The following is a 17,863-nucleotide window of genomic DNA, read 5'->3' as shown; positions in this document are numbered from 1 at the left end:
CATGCCATTTGTAAAAATTGATTTGACTCGTGAAGGTGTTACCCGCGAGCAAAAACAGCAATTAATCTTTGGGATTACCAATCTGATTACAGAAGTATTGAACAAAGACCCACACCTGACCCATGTGGTGATTAATGAAATTGAATTAGATAATTGGGGTTACGCAGGAGAACAAGTATCAATATTAAGAGAAAAAGGCATTACAGCCGATAAAAAATAAATAATTATGAAAAAACAAACGATAATCGTTACCGGTGCAGCATCGGGTATCGGTAAAGGAATAGCCAAATATTTTTTGGACAGAGGAGATAATGTAGTAATCAACTCATTAACTGCAACATCCCTGGAGAAGACGTTTAATGAATTTGGTGCAGGTGATAATCTGGCAATGGTTTCTGGTGACGTAAGTAATAAGCGTATAGGGGAACAGCTGGTAGCGACTGCCATCGAAAGATTCGGTTCAGTAGATGTACTTATTAACAATGCAGGCATCTTTGATAGTAAACCATTTTTAGAAGTAGATGAAGCCTATCTTGATAAATTTCTGACCACTAACTTGAAAGGGACTTATTTCACTACACAAGCGGTTATTCCCCAAATGCTGAAACAGCAGGATGGTGTAGTAATTAACATTGGAACGCCTTTGGTAAACCACGGATTAGGCGGATGGCCAGCTAGTGCTGCGATATCAAGCAAAGGTGCGATACATGCGCTAACCATTCAGCTTGCTGCTGAATTTGGAAAACAAAACATTAGAGTAAATACGATTGCCCCGGGTGTTATCCGTACGCCAATGCACGGTGATAAGGCAGATGCGACAGCAGGTCTTCACTTATTAAATAGAGTAGGCGAAATCGAAGATGTTGCAGAGATGGTCTATACTGTTGCGAAAAGTAATTTTATTACCGGTTCAATTATCAATGTAGATGGCGGTAAAGGATCGGGACATAATCTAAGTTAATATAAAAAAACATTAAACACTTTTTATGCGCTGTAGCCACAGCGCATAAAAAGCATAAAATATAACAATATGAAAAATATAATTAAATCATTATTTGTTGCTGTTTTTGCAATGGCAAGTTTTGTTACTTATGCACAAAAAGAGCAAAAAGCGAAAGTGCTATTTGTTTTGACTTCCCACGATAAATTAGGCGACACAGGGAAACCAACAGGTTCATGGATTGAAGAATTTGCAACACCCTATTATTACTTTTTAGACAAAGGAATTGAAGTAGTAATTGCTACCCCAAAAGGAGGACAGGCACCAATTGATCCAAAAAGTACAGACCCAACATTTCAAACAGCTTCAACTAAACGCTTCTATGAAGATAAAAATGCTCAAAAAGCATTGAGTACCACTGTAAAGCTTACGGGTGTTAAACAACAGGATTTCAAAGCCGTATTCTATCCGGGAGGACATGGCCCAATGTGGGATCTTGCAACGGATAAAAATTCCATAAAACTCATTCAGGATTTTTACTATAATAACAAACCGATTGCTTTTGTATGTCATGGTCCGGCGGCTCTGATTAATGTTAAAGACAAAGAGCGAAAATATCTAATTGCCGGAAAAAATTTAACAGCATTTTGTAACACAGAAGAAGAAGCTGTTGCATTAACCAAAGTTGTACCATTTTCATTAGAAGATAAATTAAAAGAGCAAGGAGCAAACTATTCTAAAGGTGCTGATTGGAGTTCCTATGTAGTGGAAGACGGGTTATTGCTAACGGGTCAAAATCCTCAGTCTTCAGAAGAAGTAGCTTCAAAACTATTGTCTAAAATAAAGTAAGGCAATCAACAGGGATTTTCTCCGGTATGTAAAATTAGTACCGAGATATAAATCGATTGAATCGTATTGCTATTTAGTGATTTGGTATAGTTTGAAAATACAGCTATACCATTTTTTTTTTTTTTAATAATTTAAACGCATTCCTTGTGAAATCCAATATTAGCTTCTTAACACTATTGTTCATTTTTATTGTTACTGTTACTGAAATCTGCTCAGCACAAAGCATGACTCCCAAAGAGTTTAATTTTGTTAATTCCGAAAATATAGTCTGGAATTCTTTTCCAGCTTTTCATGAAAAAATAAAACTGGCTATTTTAGTTGGTGACCCAACTAAGCGAGAACCATTTATAGTTCGGGTAAAAATACCTAACGGTGAAAAAATAATGCCTCATATACATCCTGAAGATAGAATATATACCGTAATTTCAGGTGTATTCTATATAGGAATTGGGAACAAATTTGATGAAGCTAAATTACAGGCCTATCCTCCTGGTGCTGTCGTAATACTGCCGGGTAACACTCCACATTTTCATCTTGCTAAATCCGGCGAATATGTTACTCAGGTATATGCTATTGGACCTCTTGGGTTAGACTATCTTGATATGCAATTTGATCCTAGGTTAAAAAATAAATAAATAGAATACCTCATTTACCTCCGCCATTTTAAATGTGATGTAAATCACATATGTGGCTCACTGTTTCTTTTGAAATTTGCATAGTAATTATAAATCATAATAAATTGAAACCACGAAATTTAAAACAGTTTGTACCAAAAATAATCTTATTAACCGCTTGCATGTTCTATAATTTACAGGGTATGAAAGCACAAAATAGTAACACAATGAAAAGTCAAGTTTCAGATATAAAATCGATTACCGAAGTATTGGAAAATAATTATTTTAAGGGAATCTATGAAGGTGATGTCGATTTGTTGGGCAGTGCTTTTTATACTGAAGCCTTACTTTTTGGTGATATCAAAGGTGTACCATATGCCAAAACACTTGAACAGTATTTGGATGGTGTGAAAAATCGAAAAAGTCCTAAGGATTCAGGGAAGCCATTTAAAGGAGAAATTTTATCTTTACATATCGTAAACTCCATTGCAGTACTCGAAGCTAGGGTGAGAATGTATGATTTCATTTATCATGATATTTTATCATTCCACAAAATAGAGAGTCAATGGCTCATCGTCAATAAAATGCTTACTGATACTAACCAATAAATGATTAAATCATGTGGTATAATACAAAAGCAACAGAATTATTGGGAATACAATACCCAATATTGCAGGGACCATTTGGCGGCAACCTATCATCAGTTGAATTGGTAGCAACAGTATCCAATGCCGGGGGTCTTGGCGGTTATGGTGCTTATACCTTAAGTCCTCAGGAAATCGTTGCCGTAGACAAGCAAATCAAGGCCGCCACTGATAAGCCCTATAATATCAACCTTTGGGTATCGGATACTGATGCTCCAAAGGTTGGTATCACGGATGCTCAGTATGAACAGGCCAAAACTGCATTTCAGCCTTATTTTGAAAGAGTAGGAATTCCATTTCCGGAGAAACCAAAACCTTTTCAGTCGCGGTTTGAAAACCAGATAGAGGTAGTACTGGATGTCAAACCCAAAGTGTTTAGCTTTATGTTTGGGGTTCCATCAGCAACTATATTGGAAGAATGCCGCAAACGCGGTATTATTACGATTGGGGCTGCCACTACATTAGATGAAGCCCTCTTTTTAGAAGTTGCTGGTGTGGATATGATTATCGCCTCGGGTTTTGAGGCCGGTGGACATCGGCCTTCATTCCTGGCAAAAGCAGAATCGTCCATTACAGGTTCTTTTGTGTTGTTACAACTAATAAGAGAAAAAGTAAAAGTGCCGGTTATTGCGGCCGGTGGTATTGCTACAGGCAAAGGAGTAGCTGCCGCTTTGGCTTTGGGAGCAAGTGCGGCACAAGTCGGAACTGCTTTTTTAGCCACAGAGGAATCGAATGCTTTACCCATTCACAAACAAATGTTATTTTCGGATATAGCAAAATACACAACACTTTCTCGCGCTTATACAGGAAGGCTTGGTCGTGGCATTAACAGCAAAATTGCCATGGAAATGGTAGGACGCGAAGATCAGATTTTGCCTTTCCCGTTGCAAACGACCTTCATGTCATCGCTAAGAAAAGCTGCGCTTGAACAGGAAAAATGGGATATGATATTGTTTTGGGGTGGGCAAATTGCACCAATTCTTAAACACACCAAAGCAATCGAATTAATGAAATCTTTAATCGACGAAACGACGACCTATTTCGATAATTTGAAAGACTAAGTTACTGTGAAATAAAATAATAAAACTGCCCCCAGATAGGTCTAACTTTTGGGGGGCAGTTCATTGATTACGCTTTTTATTTAGATTCTTTTGTCAATTGCTTTTTGTATCCTTGGGCCAATAACCAAAATAGCCGGTATGACTATTACATAAGCCATTCCCCAAGATTTAAGCCAAATCCCTAAAAAGGTGTCATTAAATCCAATGTTGATGGAGATAAGACTGAATGAGATTATTCCTGTCGTAATCACGCCCATAATCATGGCAAATGCTATTTTCTGTTTCATGATAATTGATGTTTTAGTAATTAATTGCCGTGTGCTTTTTCAGATACTTCTGCCCATTCTTCCCATACAGCCAATCGTTGTTCATAAACTTGTTTTACAAGAGGAAGTCCTACTTTACCTAACAACAAACGCAACGGTGGATTAGAAGTATTTACTAATTTCACTAATGCACCAGCAGTAGCCTCAATACTACCGAAAGAACCTGTTGCTCCACTTTCGGAAGCAATTTTTTTAACGCCATCATAAGCCGCTATACCTTGTGAATGAGTCTCGTTTTTCCAAATGTCAGAGGCGTAACCATTAGGCTCTACCAAGGTTATATTGATTCCAAAATCTTTTACCTCCGAAGCCAAACTTTCGCTAAAACCTTCGATGGCAAATTTAGATGCATTATACAATCCCACGAACGGCAAGGTTACAAGGCCCAATATGCTGGATGTTTGGATGATGTGTCCGCTTTTTTGTGCTCTCATAATAGGTAACACTGCCTGTGTCATCCATAAAACACCGAAAAAATTGGTTTGAAATTGATCCCTGGCTTCTTGCTCACTGGCTTCTTCAATAGCACCAAATAGGGCATAACCCGCATTGTTGATTAGTACATCAATTTTTCCAAAATGTTGGTGCACTTTCTTTACCGCTGCAAACGCTGCTTCACGGTCATTTACATCTAATGAAAAGGGTAAAAAGGCCTCACCGTATTTTGAAACCAAATCGTTGAGTGGCTCAATATTTCTAGCCGTAGCTGCTACTTGGTAACCTTGTTCTAAAAAAGCTTCTGTCCAGATTCTACCAAATCCTTTTGAAGCGCCTGTAATTAAAATTGTTTTTGACATTGTTCTTGTTTTTTAATTAATTATTTGAATTGTTTTTATTTAATATAAATGACCGATAGGTCATATTTTGAATAAAAAAAAACTACAGTGTTTGTGCTGCAATCATTTTTTTTAGATTATCATTGATGACTTTCATCTTAGCGTTGTTGTCGGCCACTCTGCAAATTAGAACACCGCCTTCAATCATAGCAAACATGATGGTGGCAAAATCCTCATGGTTCCAATCAGCTTTAAATTCGCCATTACCAATTCCTTCTTTGATGATATCTGACAGTAATTTTTGACTTTTATTTATTAAAATATTTACTTTCTTTTTAATCAACTCATTGGTATCATCTGCTTCCATACCAAAATTTAGCATTGGACATCCTCCGGCTATAATCGGCTGAGTTGGGTCAATAAAGAAGTCGAGGTAACCATATAATGTGTCTTTGGCTGTTTTGTATTGGCTTAATTTGCTCCTCAATTTGTTTGTGAGTTGTTCCATATTGTAATCCACCGCACTTGCAACGAGAAGATCTTTATTTTCAAAATGTACATACAGACTTCCTTTTGAAAGTTTTGTGGCTTCCATAATATCGCTCATGGCTGTCGCTGCTATCCCTTTTGTGTTAAAAAGTGGCGCTGCCTGCTCAATGATAAATCGTTTTGTTGCTTCTCCTTTTGACATTGTGAATGAATTATAATGCAAATATATGACCGTTCGGTCATATAAAAAAATAAAAAGCAAATTATTTTTTGTAATTCTCTGAAAACATTGATTTTAAAGAGATTTATAACTTGAATTTTGGTAATTGCTACACAGTATCATTTTGATTATTAATTTACAATATGCCAGTGTCAGGGTTTCTAAAGTCTGGTTGACTTATGAATTTGTCTGTTTCAGGCAGAAATTGATTGGTGCCTTAAAAGACATCGATTACTTTTACCTGGTATAACGTGCTGAAAAAATAAGAACAGCTTCAAGATTAAACAATAAAGCTTATCTTTAACTAAGCCTTTTTTAATTTAAATAAAGACTTTTATGAATAGAAAACCCTTTAAAGTATCACCTTGGCTCATTTGGGGCAGCTCCTTAGCCTTAGGGCTTTTATCTTCAGTTCCAAAGATCGCTGAACGGCATTTTAATCCTGGTGAAGCTTTGGTTAATTCGGTACTTACCTTTCTGTTTTCCGTATTTATATGGTATTTTAACATTTATATGCTTCCAAAAACCTATCAGAAAAATGATTCCCAGGAGATCTCAGTACTGCGGCTGTTGTGGAGTTTACTTTTTGGGATAGGGATGATGTTGGCACTTTCCTTTCTGCAGCAGTTTTTACTTCCTTATTTAGATTTTGGTGCTTCAATGTTGATGTTTGAGGTTCGTGGTGTATTGATTAATCTTATATTTTTTATGTTTTTACATTTATTGTATCAAAGTCACTACAACCAGCAGGTAGGAGTGGCGTTTGAAAGGTCAAAATCCATCAATCTGGGAGCCCAATATGAATTATTGAAACAGCAAATTAATCCTCACTTTCTCTTTAATAGCTTAAATACTTTAAAGTATATGGCGGAAACTCATGATGAGCATACTGTGGAGTTTATTTTAAAGCTATCGGATTTCTATCGGTTTACACTGGAGAGCAGAAAATTAGATCTCATTAGGTTAGAGGAAGAACTGAAGATTGTCAATGCATATACTTTTTTACTTAAGACCCGATTTGAAGCCGGAATTGATTTGACAATTACTGTCGGCAATCAATATATGAATTCACTCTTACCTCCTTTTACTTTACAATTATTGATTGAGAATTGTGTCAAGCATAATGTTGTTTCACTAGATAAACCGTTGTGGATTAAAATATATATCGACGGTGACTATATTATCATAGAAAATGGGATTCAGCTTAAAATTAATCCTGAAACTTCGACCGGTATTGGGTTGGAGAATATCAACCAGCGTTACTTACATTTATTGAACAAAAAAATAGTAATAACTGATGTGAATGGAACATTCGCAGTAAAACTTCCCATAATTTATGAACATTTTAATCATTGAGGACGAGCTAAAAGCTGCTAAGTCCTTGGTAACGATGATAAAGGCTGTGAGACCAGCTGCTACCATTGTGTCTCAACTTCAAAGTGTTGAAAGTGCTGTAAAGTATTTATCTGAGAATGAGATGCCGGGTCTTATCTTTATGGATATCCAATTGGCTGATGGACTTTCTTTTGACATTTTTAAAAATGTTACTATTAATTGTCCTGTTATTTTTTGCACTGCATATAATGAATACTCGTTGGAAGCTTTTAAAGCGAATGGTATTGATTATATACTAAAGCCGTTTTCAAAGGATGATATTGAAATCGCTTTTGAGAAAGTGGATCAGCTTAAAAATTACTTTCAGCAAAATCTTGTTGCTGATATCGGAAACTTATTGAGCAGGTTGGAGCCACAAGGAGGTAAGAAGAGTTTTTTGGTATTTAAGCATAACAAGTATAGTACAGTTCAAACTGATACAATCGCTTATTTTTGTATCAAGCATGAGAGTGTGCATATCGTTTGTCTTGATAAGCAGGAATACTCGGTCAACCAATCATTGGATCAAATTTATTCGCTGTTACCATCTTCGCTGTTTTACCGATTAAACCGACAGTATATTATTAATTTTAATGCGATTAAGGAAATAGAACCTTATTTTGCGCGCAAATTATATGTGAAATTAGTCATTGAGACGCCAGAAAGACTTTTGATCAACAAGGAAAGATCAAGTAGCTTTTTGCATTGGATGGAAAACAGATAATATTATTTGGTGTCTGTAGTTTTGTATTTTTGATACGAGTGCGATCTATAATTTTTGAAAGTATTATTTCTTACAATAAAGAAAGCCGCTAAGGGAGCGGCTTTCTTCCAAAGTAAACAAATTAAAAACCAATTATAATTACTAATTTACTTTTGCAATGAGGCCTCGATAATTACGTTAGCAACTGCTTGGGGTTGTGAAATGTAGACTACATGACCTCCTTTTAATTCGGTAACTTTTACTTTCGCATTTTTGTACATACTTCTTTGAAGATCCGGATTAATTGTTCGGTCGTTAAGCGTCAAAATTCCATAACTTGGTTTAGTTCTCCAAGCAGCAGCACTGAGTGGAGCATCAAAGCAATCTTTGTGGATTGGTATTTGAGAAGCATTCATAAAATCAGCATCCTCTTTACTTAATTCGCCCGCAACACCGACCCTAAAAGAGCTTCTGTCGTAGAAGACGAAGCCTCCTTTGTCCGGTGCCTCTGTTCTCATTTCAGGAAGTTTCGGAAATGAGCTAGCCAATTTTCGGGTAGTTTCGCTTTTATCGGGCATAAATCCTGTTATATAAACCAAACCTACAACTTTAGGATGCATGCCTGCCTCGGTTATCACAGTTCCACCCCAAGAATGCCCTACTAAAATAGTTGGTCCATCCTGATTGTCTAAAATATTGGTAGTCGCCGCCACATCATCTTTTAAGGATGTCAGGGGATTTTGTACCAATGTCACATGATACCCTTTTTTAGTTAGTATAGAATAGACTCCTTTCCAACCGGAGGCATCTAAATAAAGGCCATGTACAATCACAATATTCTTAGCGAATTTTTGCTGCGCATGAATTTTGGTGGTTCCTATAAATAAGGCCGTTAGTACCAATGTAATGGCTGCATACTTTTTAAACCACAACTGCTGTTTTAATGAGATCTTCATTTGTACCTAATTTTAGATTAGATTAATTGTAACATTGATGTTACCACGTGTTGCTTTTGAATACGGACAGACTTGGTGCGCACCATCTACGATACTTTGTGCTACTTCAATATCTAAGCCAGGTAAGCTTACGTTTAAACGTGCCTGTAGCGAATAGCCTTCGTCGCTGGCTACTAAGTCTATCTCAGTACTAACATAATGGTCAGCAGGGAGAGTTACTTTTAAATTGGCTGCTGTTTTTCCCATAGCACCAATAAAGCAAGCTGACCAACCTGCAGCAAATAATTGTTCTGGATTAGTACCGTTTCCATTAGAGCCAGGAGATGAAAGTTTAATGTCTAACTTACCATCTGAACTGCGAGACTCACCAGTTCTGCCACCCGTAGTGTGTGTTACACCTGTGTAAACCACTTTTGCATTGTTTGTTTCCATTTTTTATGATTTAAATATTAAAATTATGGGTCAAAGGTATCTTGGCAATGCACTGAACTCAAACGGTTTTATCTTTAAGTAGACAAACTTTACCGTGAGTTAGACATTTTCAAACTTGAACTTTTTTAAAGTACATAGCGAAGTGGTTTGAGGGCTGCAGAGAAGTTCTTTAGCAACTACACGGAGTTCTTCCTATAAATCCATGCAGCATATTGTAAGCCTATTAGTTGATTAGATTTTATAGTTTACCCGCAATAATTATTAGTTGGTAGTTTGCAATAAATCTGATATTTAGATTGGAAATGACAAACGAAAATTGAATTCAGGTTACCATTTGTCCGGTTTATCCATTGATATGTCTTGTTCCCTTATTTTAAAATTTCGCCACTAGGGATTCTAATATAATTTCGCTCAAAAAAATTAATTATCATGAGATATCTCAAACACATTTTAGCGATAGCATTTTTTGCCTGTTCTAGTGCAAATGCGCAGATAATTACTCCTGTAAAGTGGCAGGCAAGGATTGAGCAACAATCGGATACTGAGTATCTTTTAATTTTTAATGGTACTCTTGAAAAAGACTGGCACCTTTATTCTCAATTTACTCCGAAAGGAGGTGCTGCCCCATTACAGCTTTTGTTTCCGAATAGTAAGGACAATTTCAACATTATTGGGAAAGCTACTGAAAGTCTGACGGCAACAAAGTTCAATGATGTATTTGGCGTTGATGAGACCTTTTTTATAGATAAGGTCCAGCTTCAGCAGCAAATACGAGTAACAGAACCAGATAATAAGTTGGTACAGGTAGAGCTTGTTTACCAGGTATGCAAAGAAGTTTGTGTTCCGCAACGAACTTATTTAGAGTTTGATACTTCCAAGTTAGAAGGCAAAATTGTAAAAAGCTTTGTTCTTGTAAAAAAAGGAACAGAAAAATTACCAGTGACCGAAAATCCAGTTACGATATCTGGAAAGGGACTGTGGTCTATTTTCTTCATCGCTTTTTTATCGGGTTTTGCTGCTTTACTAACTCCTTGTGTATTTCCAATGATTCCGATGACAGTAAGTTTCTTTACCAAACAAAGTAAAAGCAAAGCAAAAGGGATTAGGAACGCTATTATGTATGGAATTTCGATTATTTTAATTTACCTGTTTTTAGGAAGCGTAATTACCCTGTTATTTGGTTCAGACGCGTTAAATGCTTTGTCAACTAACGTTTGGTTTAATCTGGCTTTCTTTGTTCTATTAGTAGTTTTCGCTTTATCCTTCTTAGGGGCTTTTGAAATCGTACTCCCTAATTCCTGGGCCAATAAAGTAGATAGACAAGCCGATCGAGGTGGAATTCTCGGAATCTTATTTATGGCTCTCGCATTGGCAATCGTTTCCTTTTCATGTACAGGTCCGATAGTGGGTACCTTACTAGTTGAAGCAGCCTCGAAGGGAGGTTTGGCACCGATAGTTGGCATGTTAGGGTTTTCTTCAGCCTTAGCTTTACCATTCATGTTATTTGCTTTATTTCCGGGTTGGTTAAATTCTTTACCAAAATCAGGAGGATGGTTGCATACCGTAAAAGTATGTTTGGGGTTTTTAGAGTTGGCATTAGCGTTCAAGTTTTTATCGAATGCTGATTTGGTTTTACAATTACATTGGTTGGAACGTGAACTGTTTTTGGCGGTTTGGATTGCTATTTTTGGAACATTTGTGCTCTATCTGTTTGGAAAAATCAGGTTGCCACATGACACAGTTGATGAGATTACGGTGGGAAGATTGTCCTTAGGGCTGTTGGTATTGTCCTTTACGATTTATCTAATTCCCGGCCTTTGGGGAGCACCTTTAAAGTTGATTAGTGGTTTTCCACCACCATTGACGTATGCTGAATCACCTAAGGGAGTTGGAGGATCCGCTGAAGCGAAAACTGCGGTGGTATTGCCGTCAGGTGCTGAGTTAGGGCCTCATGGTATCACTGCCTTTACGGATTATGATAAAGGAATTGCTTATGCCAAATCGATCAATAAACCGATCCTGTTAGATTTTACTGGATATGCCTGTGTAAATTGTCGTAAAATAGAAGATAATGTTTGGTCTGATCCTTCAATATTATCCATCTTAAAAAATGATGTTGTACTTATATCATTGCATGTTGACGACAAACGGACATTACCGGAAAACCAACAATATATTTCTGAGGAAACCGGTAAAAGCATTGAAACAGTTGGAAACAAATGGAGTGATTTTCAGATTGCACGCTATAAAGCCAATGCACAACCTTTCTACGTTATTTTAGATTCTGATGGAAACGATCTGAATCAACCAGCAGGTTATGTTCCTGATATAAAGGAATATAAAGAATGGCTTCAAACCGGAATTTCAAAATAATTGATGGCAGTCTTTGACTACTTTGAGGGTCAATTTGTCCACTTCAGCCACTTTGTAGTATATGGCCTGCTCATTAGCTGCTAATTTCGTTGCATAATTAATTAAATTCTTTACACATGACACCTATTAAATTTACATCCGTTTTATTGCTTTTAGCATTAGTTATTAGTAGCACAGCTTTTGGTCAAAGTAGTACCAACAAGAATGCTAAAAAAGGTTTTGCAGTTTTGGAACTGTTCACCTCAGAAGGTTGCTCCAGTTGCCCTCCAGCAGATGAGCTTATGGGTAAAATCCAAAAGGAATACAAGGACAAGCCCATTTATGTCCTTTCGTATCACGTAGATTACTGGGATGATCTGGGCTGGAAAGATCTTTTCAGTAATTCGGATTACACCAAGAGACAGTACGAATATGCCAAATGGCTTAAAAAGGAACCGATCTATACTCCGCAGCTAATTATAAACGGTAAAGCAGATTATATCGGTTCTCAGGAAACACTAATTAGAGGTGGTATTACAAAGGCGCTTTCGAAATCCGCTCCAGCGAGCTTAGTTATTTCAGCACAACAAGGAAAAACCTGGGTAGTGGTCAACTATAAGGTTTCCGGAAATTCAAAAGGCAGCCGTTTAATCGTTGCACTAGTACAAAAATCAGTAAAAAGCAAAGTTCAGCGTGGAGAAAACGAAGGGAAGTTACTTTCTCATTATCAAATCGTGAGGAATTTGATTTCCCAAAAAATAGCTGTTGACGAAAAAGGAAGTCTAAACGTATATTTTCCGAAGAATTTTGATTCTCGAAATGGGGAGATTATAGGTTTTATTCAGGATAACGCTACGGGAGCCATTTTAGGAGCTGCAAAATCCGGCTTTTGACATCCATAAAATTAAACCAGTATCGTGATGGAAAACAAAGATAAAGTAGTATGGATAATGGGAGCTTCTTCAGATATTGGGAAAGCTACCGCTAAACTTTTGCTGGAATATGGTTATGTAGTTTATGCATCAGCCAGAAGGAAAGAAAAGATTATGGACCTGAAGCGACTCGGCGCCCAAATAATGATGACGGATATTACTAAGGATGATGAAATGCAAAGCGGAATAGATGAAATAATTGCCAATGAAGGGCGAATTGATATCCTTGTTAATAGTGCCGGATTTGAGTTGTTGGGAGCAATAGAAGATGCTACTATTTTACAGGCCAAATATCAATTTGATGTGAACGTTTTTGGCATGGCAAGATTATCACAATTGGTTTTGCCGTATATGAGAAGACAAAAGTCCGGTAAGATAGTTATGATATCTTCGATTGATAGCAATAAAGAAGTTGAATTATCAGGTTGGAATAAAGCCAGTAGTTATGCATTAGAAGCTATAAGCAACAGCATAAGGAAAGAAGCACAGCTATTTGGTATTGATGTTTTGCTTATTGAGCCGGACGGTGTGAAATCGGAATGGAGCACTATTGCTGCAGAAAGCGTACATAAAATATCAGAAGGCAGGGCATACAGTACAATGGCTGAGCAATTTTGGCATAGCCAAAGCAGGTCTTTCTGAAAAATCAAACCGGTGTAGTAGTTCCCTTTTTTTAATCTATTATTACTGTAAAAAAACGAATATCCTTTTTGGATTGATCGTAAATTAGTACTTAGATTATTAAAAAGTCATAAATAATGAAGGACTGTTTTATATGAGATTCACATATAAATCTTTAATTTTACGTTGGCAGCATTAACCGATTCAATCAATTACTAAAGCGGAACAAGGTGGAAATTCTTAATGATTTATTACAGACAGAACCCAACTGGGTTTATACTTTATGCAGATTGGTGGCCGGAATTATTATTTTTCCTTACGGAATGCAAAAGCTACTTGGTTGGTTTGATGATTTTGGTGGTGGTGTTGGCATTGCTGAATCCCTAAAAAGTTTTAAAAAGAAGGAAATTCCAATAACTATCGCTTGGATGGTTATAATTGGGCAATCTTTTGGAAGTGTTATGCTTATATTTGGCTGTCTGGGGAGATTAGCAGCGCTGGTGAATTTTATCATTTTTACAGGCGCACTTTTTAATCATCTGCCAGATGGGTGGACACTGAATTGGTTGGGGAAGAAGAAGGGTGAAGGCATTGAGTATTTCATACTCTTGCTGTCATTGCTTTTGGTCATTATCATTGAGGGAAGTGGCCCCCTTTCTATCGATTTTTGGCTAATGTAAAATAGGATATATAGTTAACAGTTCTAGGGTCAATGTTTAAAAATTGCGGTAAAAAAAAATAAAAACCGTGCTTCACAATTAAAGAATTACGAAGGCTGAAAGAAATCGCAAAAGCGAAATCACAGCTGACCATTTCAATAGTAGCAATCGTAGTAAGACTTTAGTACTACTATAAAATATTTACCAGTTATGAATAAGATAGGTTTTGGGGGAGGATGCCATTGGTGTACAGAAGCAATTTTTCAGGCATTTCATGGAGTGGATCGGGTAGAACAGGGGTGGATTGCCTCTGTAGCACCTGATGATGCCTTCTCGGAAGCCGTAGTGGTACATTTTAATGAGGAGATCACTTTGGACACCCTCATCGAGGTGCACCTACTTACCCATAGTAGCAGCAGTGCCCATAGTATGCGCGAGAAATACCGTTCGGCAGTTTATTATTTTGATGGTGGGGACAATGAAACTATTAAGCGAAGGATTTTGCAGTTGTCATCTCAGAATAACCTAACTTATATAACACGGTCTCTTGTTTTTAGCAGATTCAGAAAGAATACTGAAAACCAACTCAACTATTACCTAAAAAATAAAGAGGCGCCATTTTGCCAAACCTATATAAGCCCAAAGCTTGCTTTGATCCGGAAAAAGTTTGGTGGGCAGGCGCACGGCGATTTTTAGCCAAGAATGTAAAAAAAAACTGAACGGGCTGCATTTTAAAATTGAAACATCGATAAATAATAAATAAAGTGGAGTACCATGGAAATTAAGAAAGTAAACAAGGAGGTATGCTCTTCGGAAACCGCCTGCCTGTATGGTCGGGTTTGATACAAGGGAGTAACAATATGTCCGCTAAGTTAGTCTAATGGAGAATAAAATATAAACTAGTAATAAAATAGCGGCTACTATCTGGAAATAGAAAAGTAAGCAGAATTTTCAGCATAGGTTTTATTCAGATAGAGATTCAATGGTAAACTAAAAACAAGAGCTATGTTAAAGTGGAATGATATAATAAAATTTGCCTCACATGGCAATGTGAAGCCACCAAAGAGGGTGGAAAAAACGGATGGCGAATGGAAAGCCCTTTTAAGCCCAGAACAATATCTCATCACGAGAAAAAAAGGAACCGAAAGGGCTCATAGTTCGGAAATGTGTAGCCTTTTTGAGCCGGGGAAGTACGGGTGTATCTGCTGCGGGACACCTCTGTTTGACGCTTCTGAAAAATTTCAAAGCGGTACGGGTTGGCCTTCCTTTACCCAGCCGATATCCGAGGATAGTGTAGCGTACCATAAGGACACTAGTTATGGGATGATTAGGGTAGAGGCATTATGCAGCGTGTGTGATGCACACCTTGGGCATGTCTTTCCTGATGGACCGGAACCAAGTGGACTTCGATATTGTATCAATGCGGTTTCTTTAGTTAAGATAAAAGAATAAGAATCCACTAAAACCGTCTAAAAATTTTTGCCAAGCAGAAGAGGAGCACCAAAACAGAACTAAATCCTGATGTATTTTGGAATCGTTCATAAGTTCAATCAATTCAGGAAAGACTTCATTGTCTATATAAAGTGAGGTTGTTTCTTAAAAATTTATAATTAATAAAATAAAGAATAATTATGGAAAATTTAAAAAAAGCGTACATAGCCGGAGGCTGTTTTTGGGGAATGGAAGACCTGTTCCGAGTGCGCCCGGGCGTAAAGGACACTGAAGTAGGTTATTTAGGGGGACAGAACGAGAACCCGACCTATCACGATCACCCGGGACACGCAGAAGGAATAGAAATAACATACGATCCAAATGAAATATCATATAAGGACCTATTGGACTACTTTTTCAGGGTGCATGACCCAACAACAGTTGACAGACAGGGGAATGACAAGGGCTCCAGTTACCGATCGGCTATATTTATTCAGGATGAGCAAGAGAAAGAAGTTGCCGAGGAAGTCATTAAGATCGTTGATGATTCAGGAAGGTGGATGGGTAAAGTGGTCACAACACTCGAGCCCTATACAAAATTCTGGCCTGCGGAAGAATATCACCAGGACTACCTAGTAAAGAATCCCAATGGCTACACTTGCCATTTTGAGAGGTTTGGGACTTTCCTGTAATGGCTGCGCGGGAAAACCGAACCTAATCTTACTATTTCAAAGGGCAGTACCAGTTGCACGTACCAGCGGTAATTGTTGCACAACTTCTACAAGATTGAAAAATATATGGTAAAAAATATTTTTTTTATTCTAAATAAACAATATTAAAGTAGCTAGGCAATTAGCTACTTTGATATTTTATATAATGTCTCAATTCTTATCTTCAATATGAGTTAGAATTTAGTTCGAACTCTCTATCGACGGGATTAGTATTTACGCATCCAGTTTAAAATATAATCCCTATTTTCTTTTCAGGTTAGAAATTCTGTTTTTCAAATTCGTTTAACTTCAGTTTGTTGGGGAATAATTTCTCAGTAATTAACGTAATTTTTTTATCATTTTTAACTTTCAAATGATAAATTAGGCAATCTCCAAAGCAGGCTGAAACAGGAAATAATATTTTTTTTTAATTGGGGATTGGTTGTTGGGTCTAGTGGCACAACTCCAAAAGAAACTGGTTATAATTATTAAGGATAAGTTTTTTTTAATCGGTTATGTTTTTAGATAATGAATTTTTTAAATATGGTTGTAACTGTATGCCCTCCGAAGCCAAAAGTGTTGTTCATTACATATTTTACTTCTTTTTCAAGAGATTTCTCTAAGACAATCTGTATGCTTTCCGGTATGTCCTCATCTAGTGTTATAGTATTAATGGTGGCTGGAATAGTATTATTGTTTATCGAAAGAATACTAATGATACTTTCTACTGCTCCTGCAGCCCCCAAGAGATGTCCAGTGATTGATTTTGTTGCTGTTACAATAATCGGGTCGTTTTTAAATAGCCGTTTAATGGCGGTTATTTCGCTTAAATCTCCGATATTTGTAGAAGTAGCATGAGCATTTATATAGTCGATTTCGGTAGTTTTTATTTGGGCTTCTTCTAAGGCTTTTTTCATGCCGAGATAGGCACCGAAACCATCAGGTGAAGTTCCGGTCAAATGATAAGCATCTGCAGCCATTCCGCTGCCGACAATTTCAGCATAGATTTTGGCTCCTCTTTTTTGAGCGTTTTCTAAGTCTTCTAAAATTAGAGCTCCGCCACCTTCACCAATCACAAATCCGTCACGGTTTTTATCAAATGGACGGGAAGCAGTTTTGAAGTTTTCATTGTTTTTGGAAAGTGCATGAGCAGCATTAAACCCACCAACAGAAGCCATTGTTATTGCAGCTTCCGAACCTCCCGCAATCATAATTTTTGCTTTTCCCAGTCGGATGGTGTCAAAGGCATTTGCGATGGCTGTATTTGAAGAAGCACATGCCGATACCGTTGCATAGTTTGGCCCATACAATTTATGTCTGATCGAAATTACCCCAGCTGCTATATCTGCAATCATTTTTGGAATCATATACGGATTAAAATGCGGCCTACCATCTCCACGATGAAATTCATAGAGTTGCTCTTCAAAAGTAGCAATCCCACCATTTCCAGATGCCCAGATAACGCCAATGTCTGTTTTTTCGTCATCAGTCATGGCATCGAAGTCCAGTTTAGCATCTTTTATAGCCTGCTCGCTGGCAGCTATGGCATACTGAGTAAAGAGATCATATTTTTTAATTTCCCTTCTGTCTATATACTCTTCAGGATGAAAATCTTTAACCTCACAGGCAAATTGCGTTTTGAATTCATTGGCATTAAATTTGGTAATTTCATCTGCTCCACTTTTACCGGATACCATATTTTTCCAAAAATCGTTAATGGTGTTGCCAATTGGAGAAATAACCCCCATTCCTGTAATAACTACTCTTTTCATAA

At 37.2% G+C, this 17,863-nt stretch carries 21 protein-coding genes; 15 read left to right on the top strand and 6 right to left on the bottom strand.

Features of this window, described 5'->3' with window-relative positions; translation table 11 throughout:
* Window position 1 precedes the first annotated feature (1 nt).
* The 6 genes from ACNQGN_RS13920 to ACNQGN_RS13895 all read left to right on the top strand — a co-directional run bounded on the left by ACNQGN_RS13920 (window position 2) and on the right by ACNQGN_RS13895 (window position 4,108).
* The gene (locus ACNQGN_RS13920; RefSeq protein WP_417988434.1) at window positions 2-220 is read left to right on the top strand and encodes a tautomerase family protein; all 219 of its coding nucleotides are present in this window, start codon (window positions 2-4) and stop codon (window positions 218-220) included.
* Window positions 221-226: 6 nt separating this feature from the next.
* Complete coding sequence (locus ACNQGN_RS13915) at window positions 227-961, top strand: SDR family NAD(P)-dependent oxidoreductase (protein ID WP_417988433.1); 735 nt, start codon at window positions 227-229, stop codon at window positions 959-961.
* Window positions 962-1,030: 69 nt separating this feature from the next.
* On the top strand, window positions 1,031-1,789 hold the full coding sequence (locus ACNQGN_RS13910) for a type 1 glutamine amidotransferase domain-containing protein (protein WP_417988432.1): 759 nt from the start codon (window positions 1,031-1,033) through the stop codon (window positions 1,787-1,789).
* A gap of 146 nt (window positions 1,790-1,935) precedes the next feature.
* Window positions 1,936-2,424, top strand: coding sequence for a cupin domain-containing protein (locus ACNQGN_RS13905; RefSeq protein ID WP_417988431.1), 489 nt, complete (start codon window positions 1,936-1,938; stop codon window positions 2,422-2,424).
* Window positions 2,425-2,528: 104 nt separating this feature from the next.
* Entirely contained in the window at window positions 2,529-3,011 is a 483-nt protein-coding gene (locus ACNQGN_RS13900) for a nuclear transport factor 2 family protein (protein ID WP_417988430.1), read from the top strand.
* Between the two features lie 11 nt (window positions 3,012-3,022).
* Window positions 3,023-4,108: an NAD(P)H-dependent flavin oxidoreductase gene (locus tag ACNQGN_RS13895; RefSeq protein ID WP_417988429.1), complete on the top strand. Its 1,086-nt coding sequence runs from the start codon at window positions 3,023-3,025 to the stop codon at window positions 4,106-4,108.
* Between the two features lie 80 nt (window positions 4,109-4,188).
* Here the strand turns inward: ACNQGN_RS13895 and ACNQGN_RS13890 are convergent, their stop codons facing one another.
* The 3 genes from ACNQGN_RS13890 to ACNQGN_RS13880 all read right to left on the bottom strand — a co-directional run bounded on the left by ACNQGN_RS13890 (window position 4,189) and on the right by ACNQGN_RS13880 (window position 5,901).
* Window positions 4,189-4,395, bottom strand: a complete 207-nt coding sequence (locus ACNQGN_RS13890; RefSeq protein ID WP_417988428.1) for a DUF2798 domain-containing protein — start codon at window positions 4,393-4,395, stop codon at window positions 4,189-4,191.
* A gap of 20 nt (window positions 4,396-4,415) precedes the next feature.
* The gene (locus ACNQGN_RS13885) at window positions 4,416-5,231 is read right to left on the bottom strand and encodes an SDR family NAD(P)-dependent oxidoreductase (RefSeq protein ID WP_417988427.1); all 816 of its coding nucleotides are present in this window, start codon (window positions 5,229-5,231) and stop codon (window positions 4,416-4,418) included.
* 82 nt (window positions 5,232-5,313) lie between these two features.
* Window positions 5,314-5,901, bottom strand: a complete 588-nt coding sequence (locus tag ACNQGN_RS13880) for a TetR/AcrR family transcriptional regulator (protein WP_417988426.1) — start codon at window positions 5,899-5,901, stop codon at window positions 5,314-5,316.
* Window positions 5,902-6,255: 354 nt separating this feature from the next.
* On the opposite strand from ACNQGN_RS13880, the gene ACNQGN_RS13875 reads away from it, so the two are divergent.
* The gene (locus tag ACNQGN_RS13875) at window positions 6,256-7,275 is read left to right on the top strand and encodes a sensor histidine kinase (protein ID WP_417988425.1); all 1,020 of its coding nucleotides are present in this window, start codon (window positions 6,256-6,258) and stop codon (window positions 7,273-7,275) included.
* Entirely contained in the window at window positions 7,256-8,017 is a 762-nt protein-coding gene (locus tag ACNQGN_RS13870; RefSeq protein ID WP_417988424.1) for a LytR/AlgR family response regulator transcription factor, read from the top strand. The genes ACNQGN_RS13875 and ACNQGN_RS13870 overlap by 20 nt, the downstream gene beginning before the upstream one ends.
* A gap of 146 nt (window positions 8,018-8,163) precedes the next feature.
* On the opposite strand, the gene ACNQGN_RS13865 is transcribed toward ACNQGN_RS13870, so the two are convergent.
* Window positions 8,164-8,952: an alpha/beta hydrolase gene (locus tag ACNQGN_RS13865; RefSeq protein WP_417988423.1), complete on the bottom strand. Its 789-nt coding sequence runs from the start codon at window positions 8,950-8,952 to the stop codon at window positions 8,164-8,166.
* Between the two features lie 12 nt (window positions 8,953-8,964).
* The gene (locus tag ACNQGN_RS13860; RefSeq protein ID WP_417988422.1) at window positions 8,965-9,384 is read right to left on the bottom strand and encodes an organic hydroperoxide resistance protein; all 420 of its coding nucleotides are present in this window, start codon (window positions 9,382-9,384) and stop codon (window positions 8,965-8,967) included.
* A gap of 429 nt (window positions 9,385-9,813) precedes the next feature.
* On the opposite strand from ACNQGN_RS13860, the gene ACNQGN_RS13855 reads away from it, so the two are divergent.
* The 7 genes from ACNQGN_RS13855 to msrA all read left to right on the top strand — a co-directional run bounded on the left by ACNQGN_RS13855 (window position 9,814) and on the right by msrA (window position 16,071).
* Window positions 9,814-11,757, top strand: a complete 1,944-nt coding sequence (locus ACNQGN_RS13855; RefSeq protein WP_417988421.1) for a protein-disulfide reductase DsbD family protein — start codon at window positions 9,814-9,816, stop codon at window positions 11,755-11,757.
* 116 nt (window positions 11,758-11,873) lie between these two features.
* Window positions 11,874-12,629, top strand: a complete 756-nt coding sequence (locus ACNQGN_RS13850; protein WP_417988420.1) for a DUF1223 domain-containing protein — start codon at window positions 11,874-11,876, stop codon at window positions 12,627-12,629.
* 27 nt (window positions 12,630-12,656) lie between these two features.
* Window positions 12,657-13,310, top strand: coding sequence for an SDR family NAD(P)-dependent oxidoreductase (locus tag ACNQGN_RS13845; RefSeq protein WP_417988419.1), 654 nt, complete (start codon window positions 12,657-12,659; stop codon window positions 13,308-13,310).
* 209 nt (window positions 13,311-13,519) lie between these two features.
* Window positions 13,520-13,969 carry a DoxX family protein gene (locus ACNQGN_RS13840; RefSeq protein ID WP_417988418.1) on the top strand — a complete coding sequence of 150 codons (450 nt, stop codon included), beginning with the start codon at window positions 13,520-13,522 and terminating at the stop codon, window positions 13,967-13,969.
* 189 nt (window positions 13,970-14,158) lie between these two features.
* A complete protein-coding gene (locus ACNQGN_RS13835) occupies window positions 14,159-14,644 on the top strand; it encodes a peptide-methionine (S)-S-oxide reductase (protein ID WP_417988417.1) in 486 nt (161 codons plus the stop codon).
* 309 nt (window positions 14,645-14,953) lie between these two features.
* Window positions 14,954-15,400, top strand: coding sequence for a peptide-methionine (R)-S-oxide reductase MsrB (gene msrB / locus ACNQGN_RS13830; RefSeq protein ID WP_417988416.1), 447 nt, complete (start codon window positions 14,954-14,956; stop codon window positions 15,398-15,400).
* A gap of 179 nt (window positions 15,401-15,579) precedes the next feature.
* Window positions 15,580-16,071 (top strand): peptide-methionine (S)-S-oxide reductase MsrA, encoded by a 492-nt coding sequence (gene msrA / locus ACNQGN_RS13825; RefSeq protein WP_417988415.1) that lies wholly within the window; start codon window positions 15,580-15,582, stop codon window positions 16,069-16,071.
* A 539-nt stretch (window positions 16,072-16,610) separates the two neighbouring features.
* Here msrA and fabF read toward each other — a convergent pair.
* The gene (fabF, locus tag ACNQGN_RS13820; protein WP_417988414.1) at window positions 16,611-17,861 is read right to left on the bottom strand and encodes a beta-ketoacyl-ACP synthase II; all 1,251 of its coding nucleotides are present in this window, start codon (window positions 17,859-17,861) and stop codon (window positions 16,611-16,613) included.
* Window positions 17,862-17,863 lie beyond the last annotated feature (2 nt).

This window comes from Flavobacterium rhamnosi (assembly GCF_048286515.1).
Lineage (GTDB): Bacteria > Bacteroidota > Bacteroidia > Flavobacteriales > Flavobacteriaceae > Flavobacterium.
The sequence above is the reverse complement of the archived record's forward strand: the minus strand, read 5'-3'. Positions and strand labels throughout refer to the sequence as shown.

Bases quoted from the DNA above. Each gene is read 5' to 3' on its own strand.
- msrB (WP_417988416.1), top strand. From the start codon at position 14,954: ATGTTAAAGTGGAATGATATAATAAAATTTGCCTCACATGGCAATGTG.
- ACNQGN_RS13910 (WP_417988432.1), top strand. From the start codon at position 1,031: ATGAAAAATATAATTAAATCATTATTTGTTGCTGTTTTTGCAATGGCA.
- ACNQGN_RS13870 (WP_417988424.1), top strand. From the start codon at position 7,256: ATGAACATTTTAATCATTGAGGACGAGCTAAAAGCTGCTAAGTCCTTG.
- ACNQGN_RS13860 (WP_417988422.1), bottom strand. From the start codon at position 9,384: ATGGAAACAAACAATGCAAAAGTGGTTTACACAGGTGTAACACACACT.
- ACNQGN_RS13915 (WP_417988433.1), top strand. From the start codon at position 227: ATGAAAAAACAAACGATAATCGTTACCGGTGCAGCATCGGGTATCGGT.
- fabF (WP_417988414.1), bottom strand. From the start codon at position 17,861: ATGAAAAGAGTAGTTATTACAGGAATGGGGGTTATTTCTCCAATTGGC.
- ACNQGN_RS13890 (WP_417988428.1), bottom strand. From the start codon at position 4,395: ATGAAACAGAAAATAGCATTTGCCATGATTATGGGCGTGATTACGACA.
- ACNQGN_RS13865 (WP_417988423.1), bottom strand. From the start codon at position 8,952: ATGAAGATCTCATTAAAACAGCAGTTGTGGTTTAAAAAGTATGCAGCC.
- ACNQGN_RS13855 (WP_417988421.1), top strand. From the start codon at position 9,814: ATGAGATATCTCAAACACATTTTAGCGATAGCATTTTTTGCCTGTTCT.
- msrA (WP_417988415.1), top strand. From the start codon at position 15,580: ATGGAAAATTTAAAAAAAGCGTACATAGCCGGAGGCTGTTTTTGGGGA.
- ACNQGN_RS13835 (WP_417988417.1), top strand. From the start codon at position 14,159: ATGAATAAGATAGGTTTTGGGGGAGGATGCCATTGGTGTACAGAAGCA.
- ACNQGN_RS13880 (WP_417988426.1), bottom strand. From the start codon at position 5,901: ATGTCAAAAGGAGAAGCAACAAAACGATTTATCATTGAGCAGGCAGCG.
- ACNQGN_RS13845 (WP_417988419.1), top strand. From the start codon at position 12,657: ATGGAAAACAAAGATAAAGTAGTATGGATAATGGGAGCTTCTTCAGAT.
- ACNQGN_RS13885 (WP_417988427.1), bottom strand. From the start codon at position 5,231: ATGTCAAAAACAATTTTAATTACAGGCGCTTCAAAAGGATTTGGTAGA.
- ACNQGN_RS13895 (WP_417988429.1), top strand. From the start codon at position 3,023: ATGTGGTATAATACAAAAGCAACAGAATTATTGGGAATACAATACCCA.
- ACNQGN_RS13850 (WP_417988420.1), top strand. From the start codon at position 11,874: ATGACACCTATTAAATTTACATCCGTTTTATTGCTTTTAGCATTAGTT.
- ACNQGN_RS13920 (WP_417988434.1), top strand. From the start codon at position 2: ATGCCATTTGTAAAAATTGATTTGACTCGTGAAGGTGTTACCCGCGAG.
- ACNQGN_RS13875 (WP_417988425.1), top strand. From the start codon at position 6,256: ATGAATAGAAAACCCTTTAAAGTATCACCTTGGCTCATTTGGGGCAGC.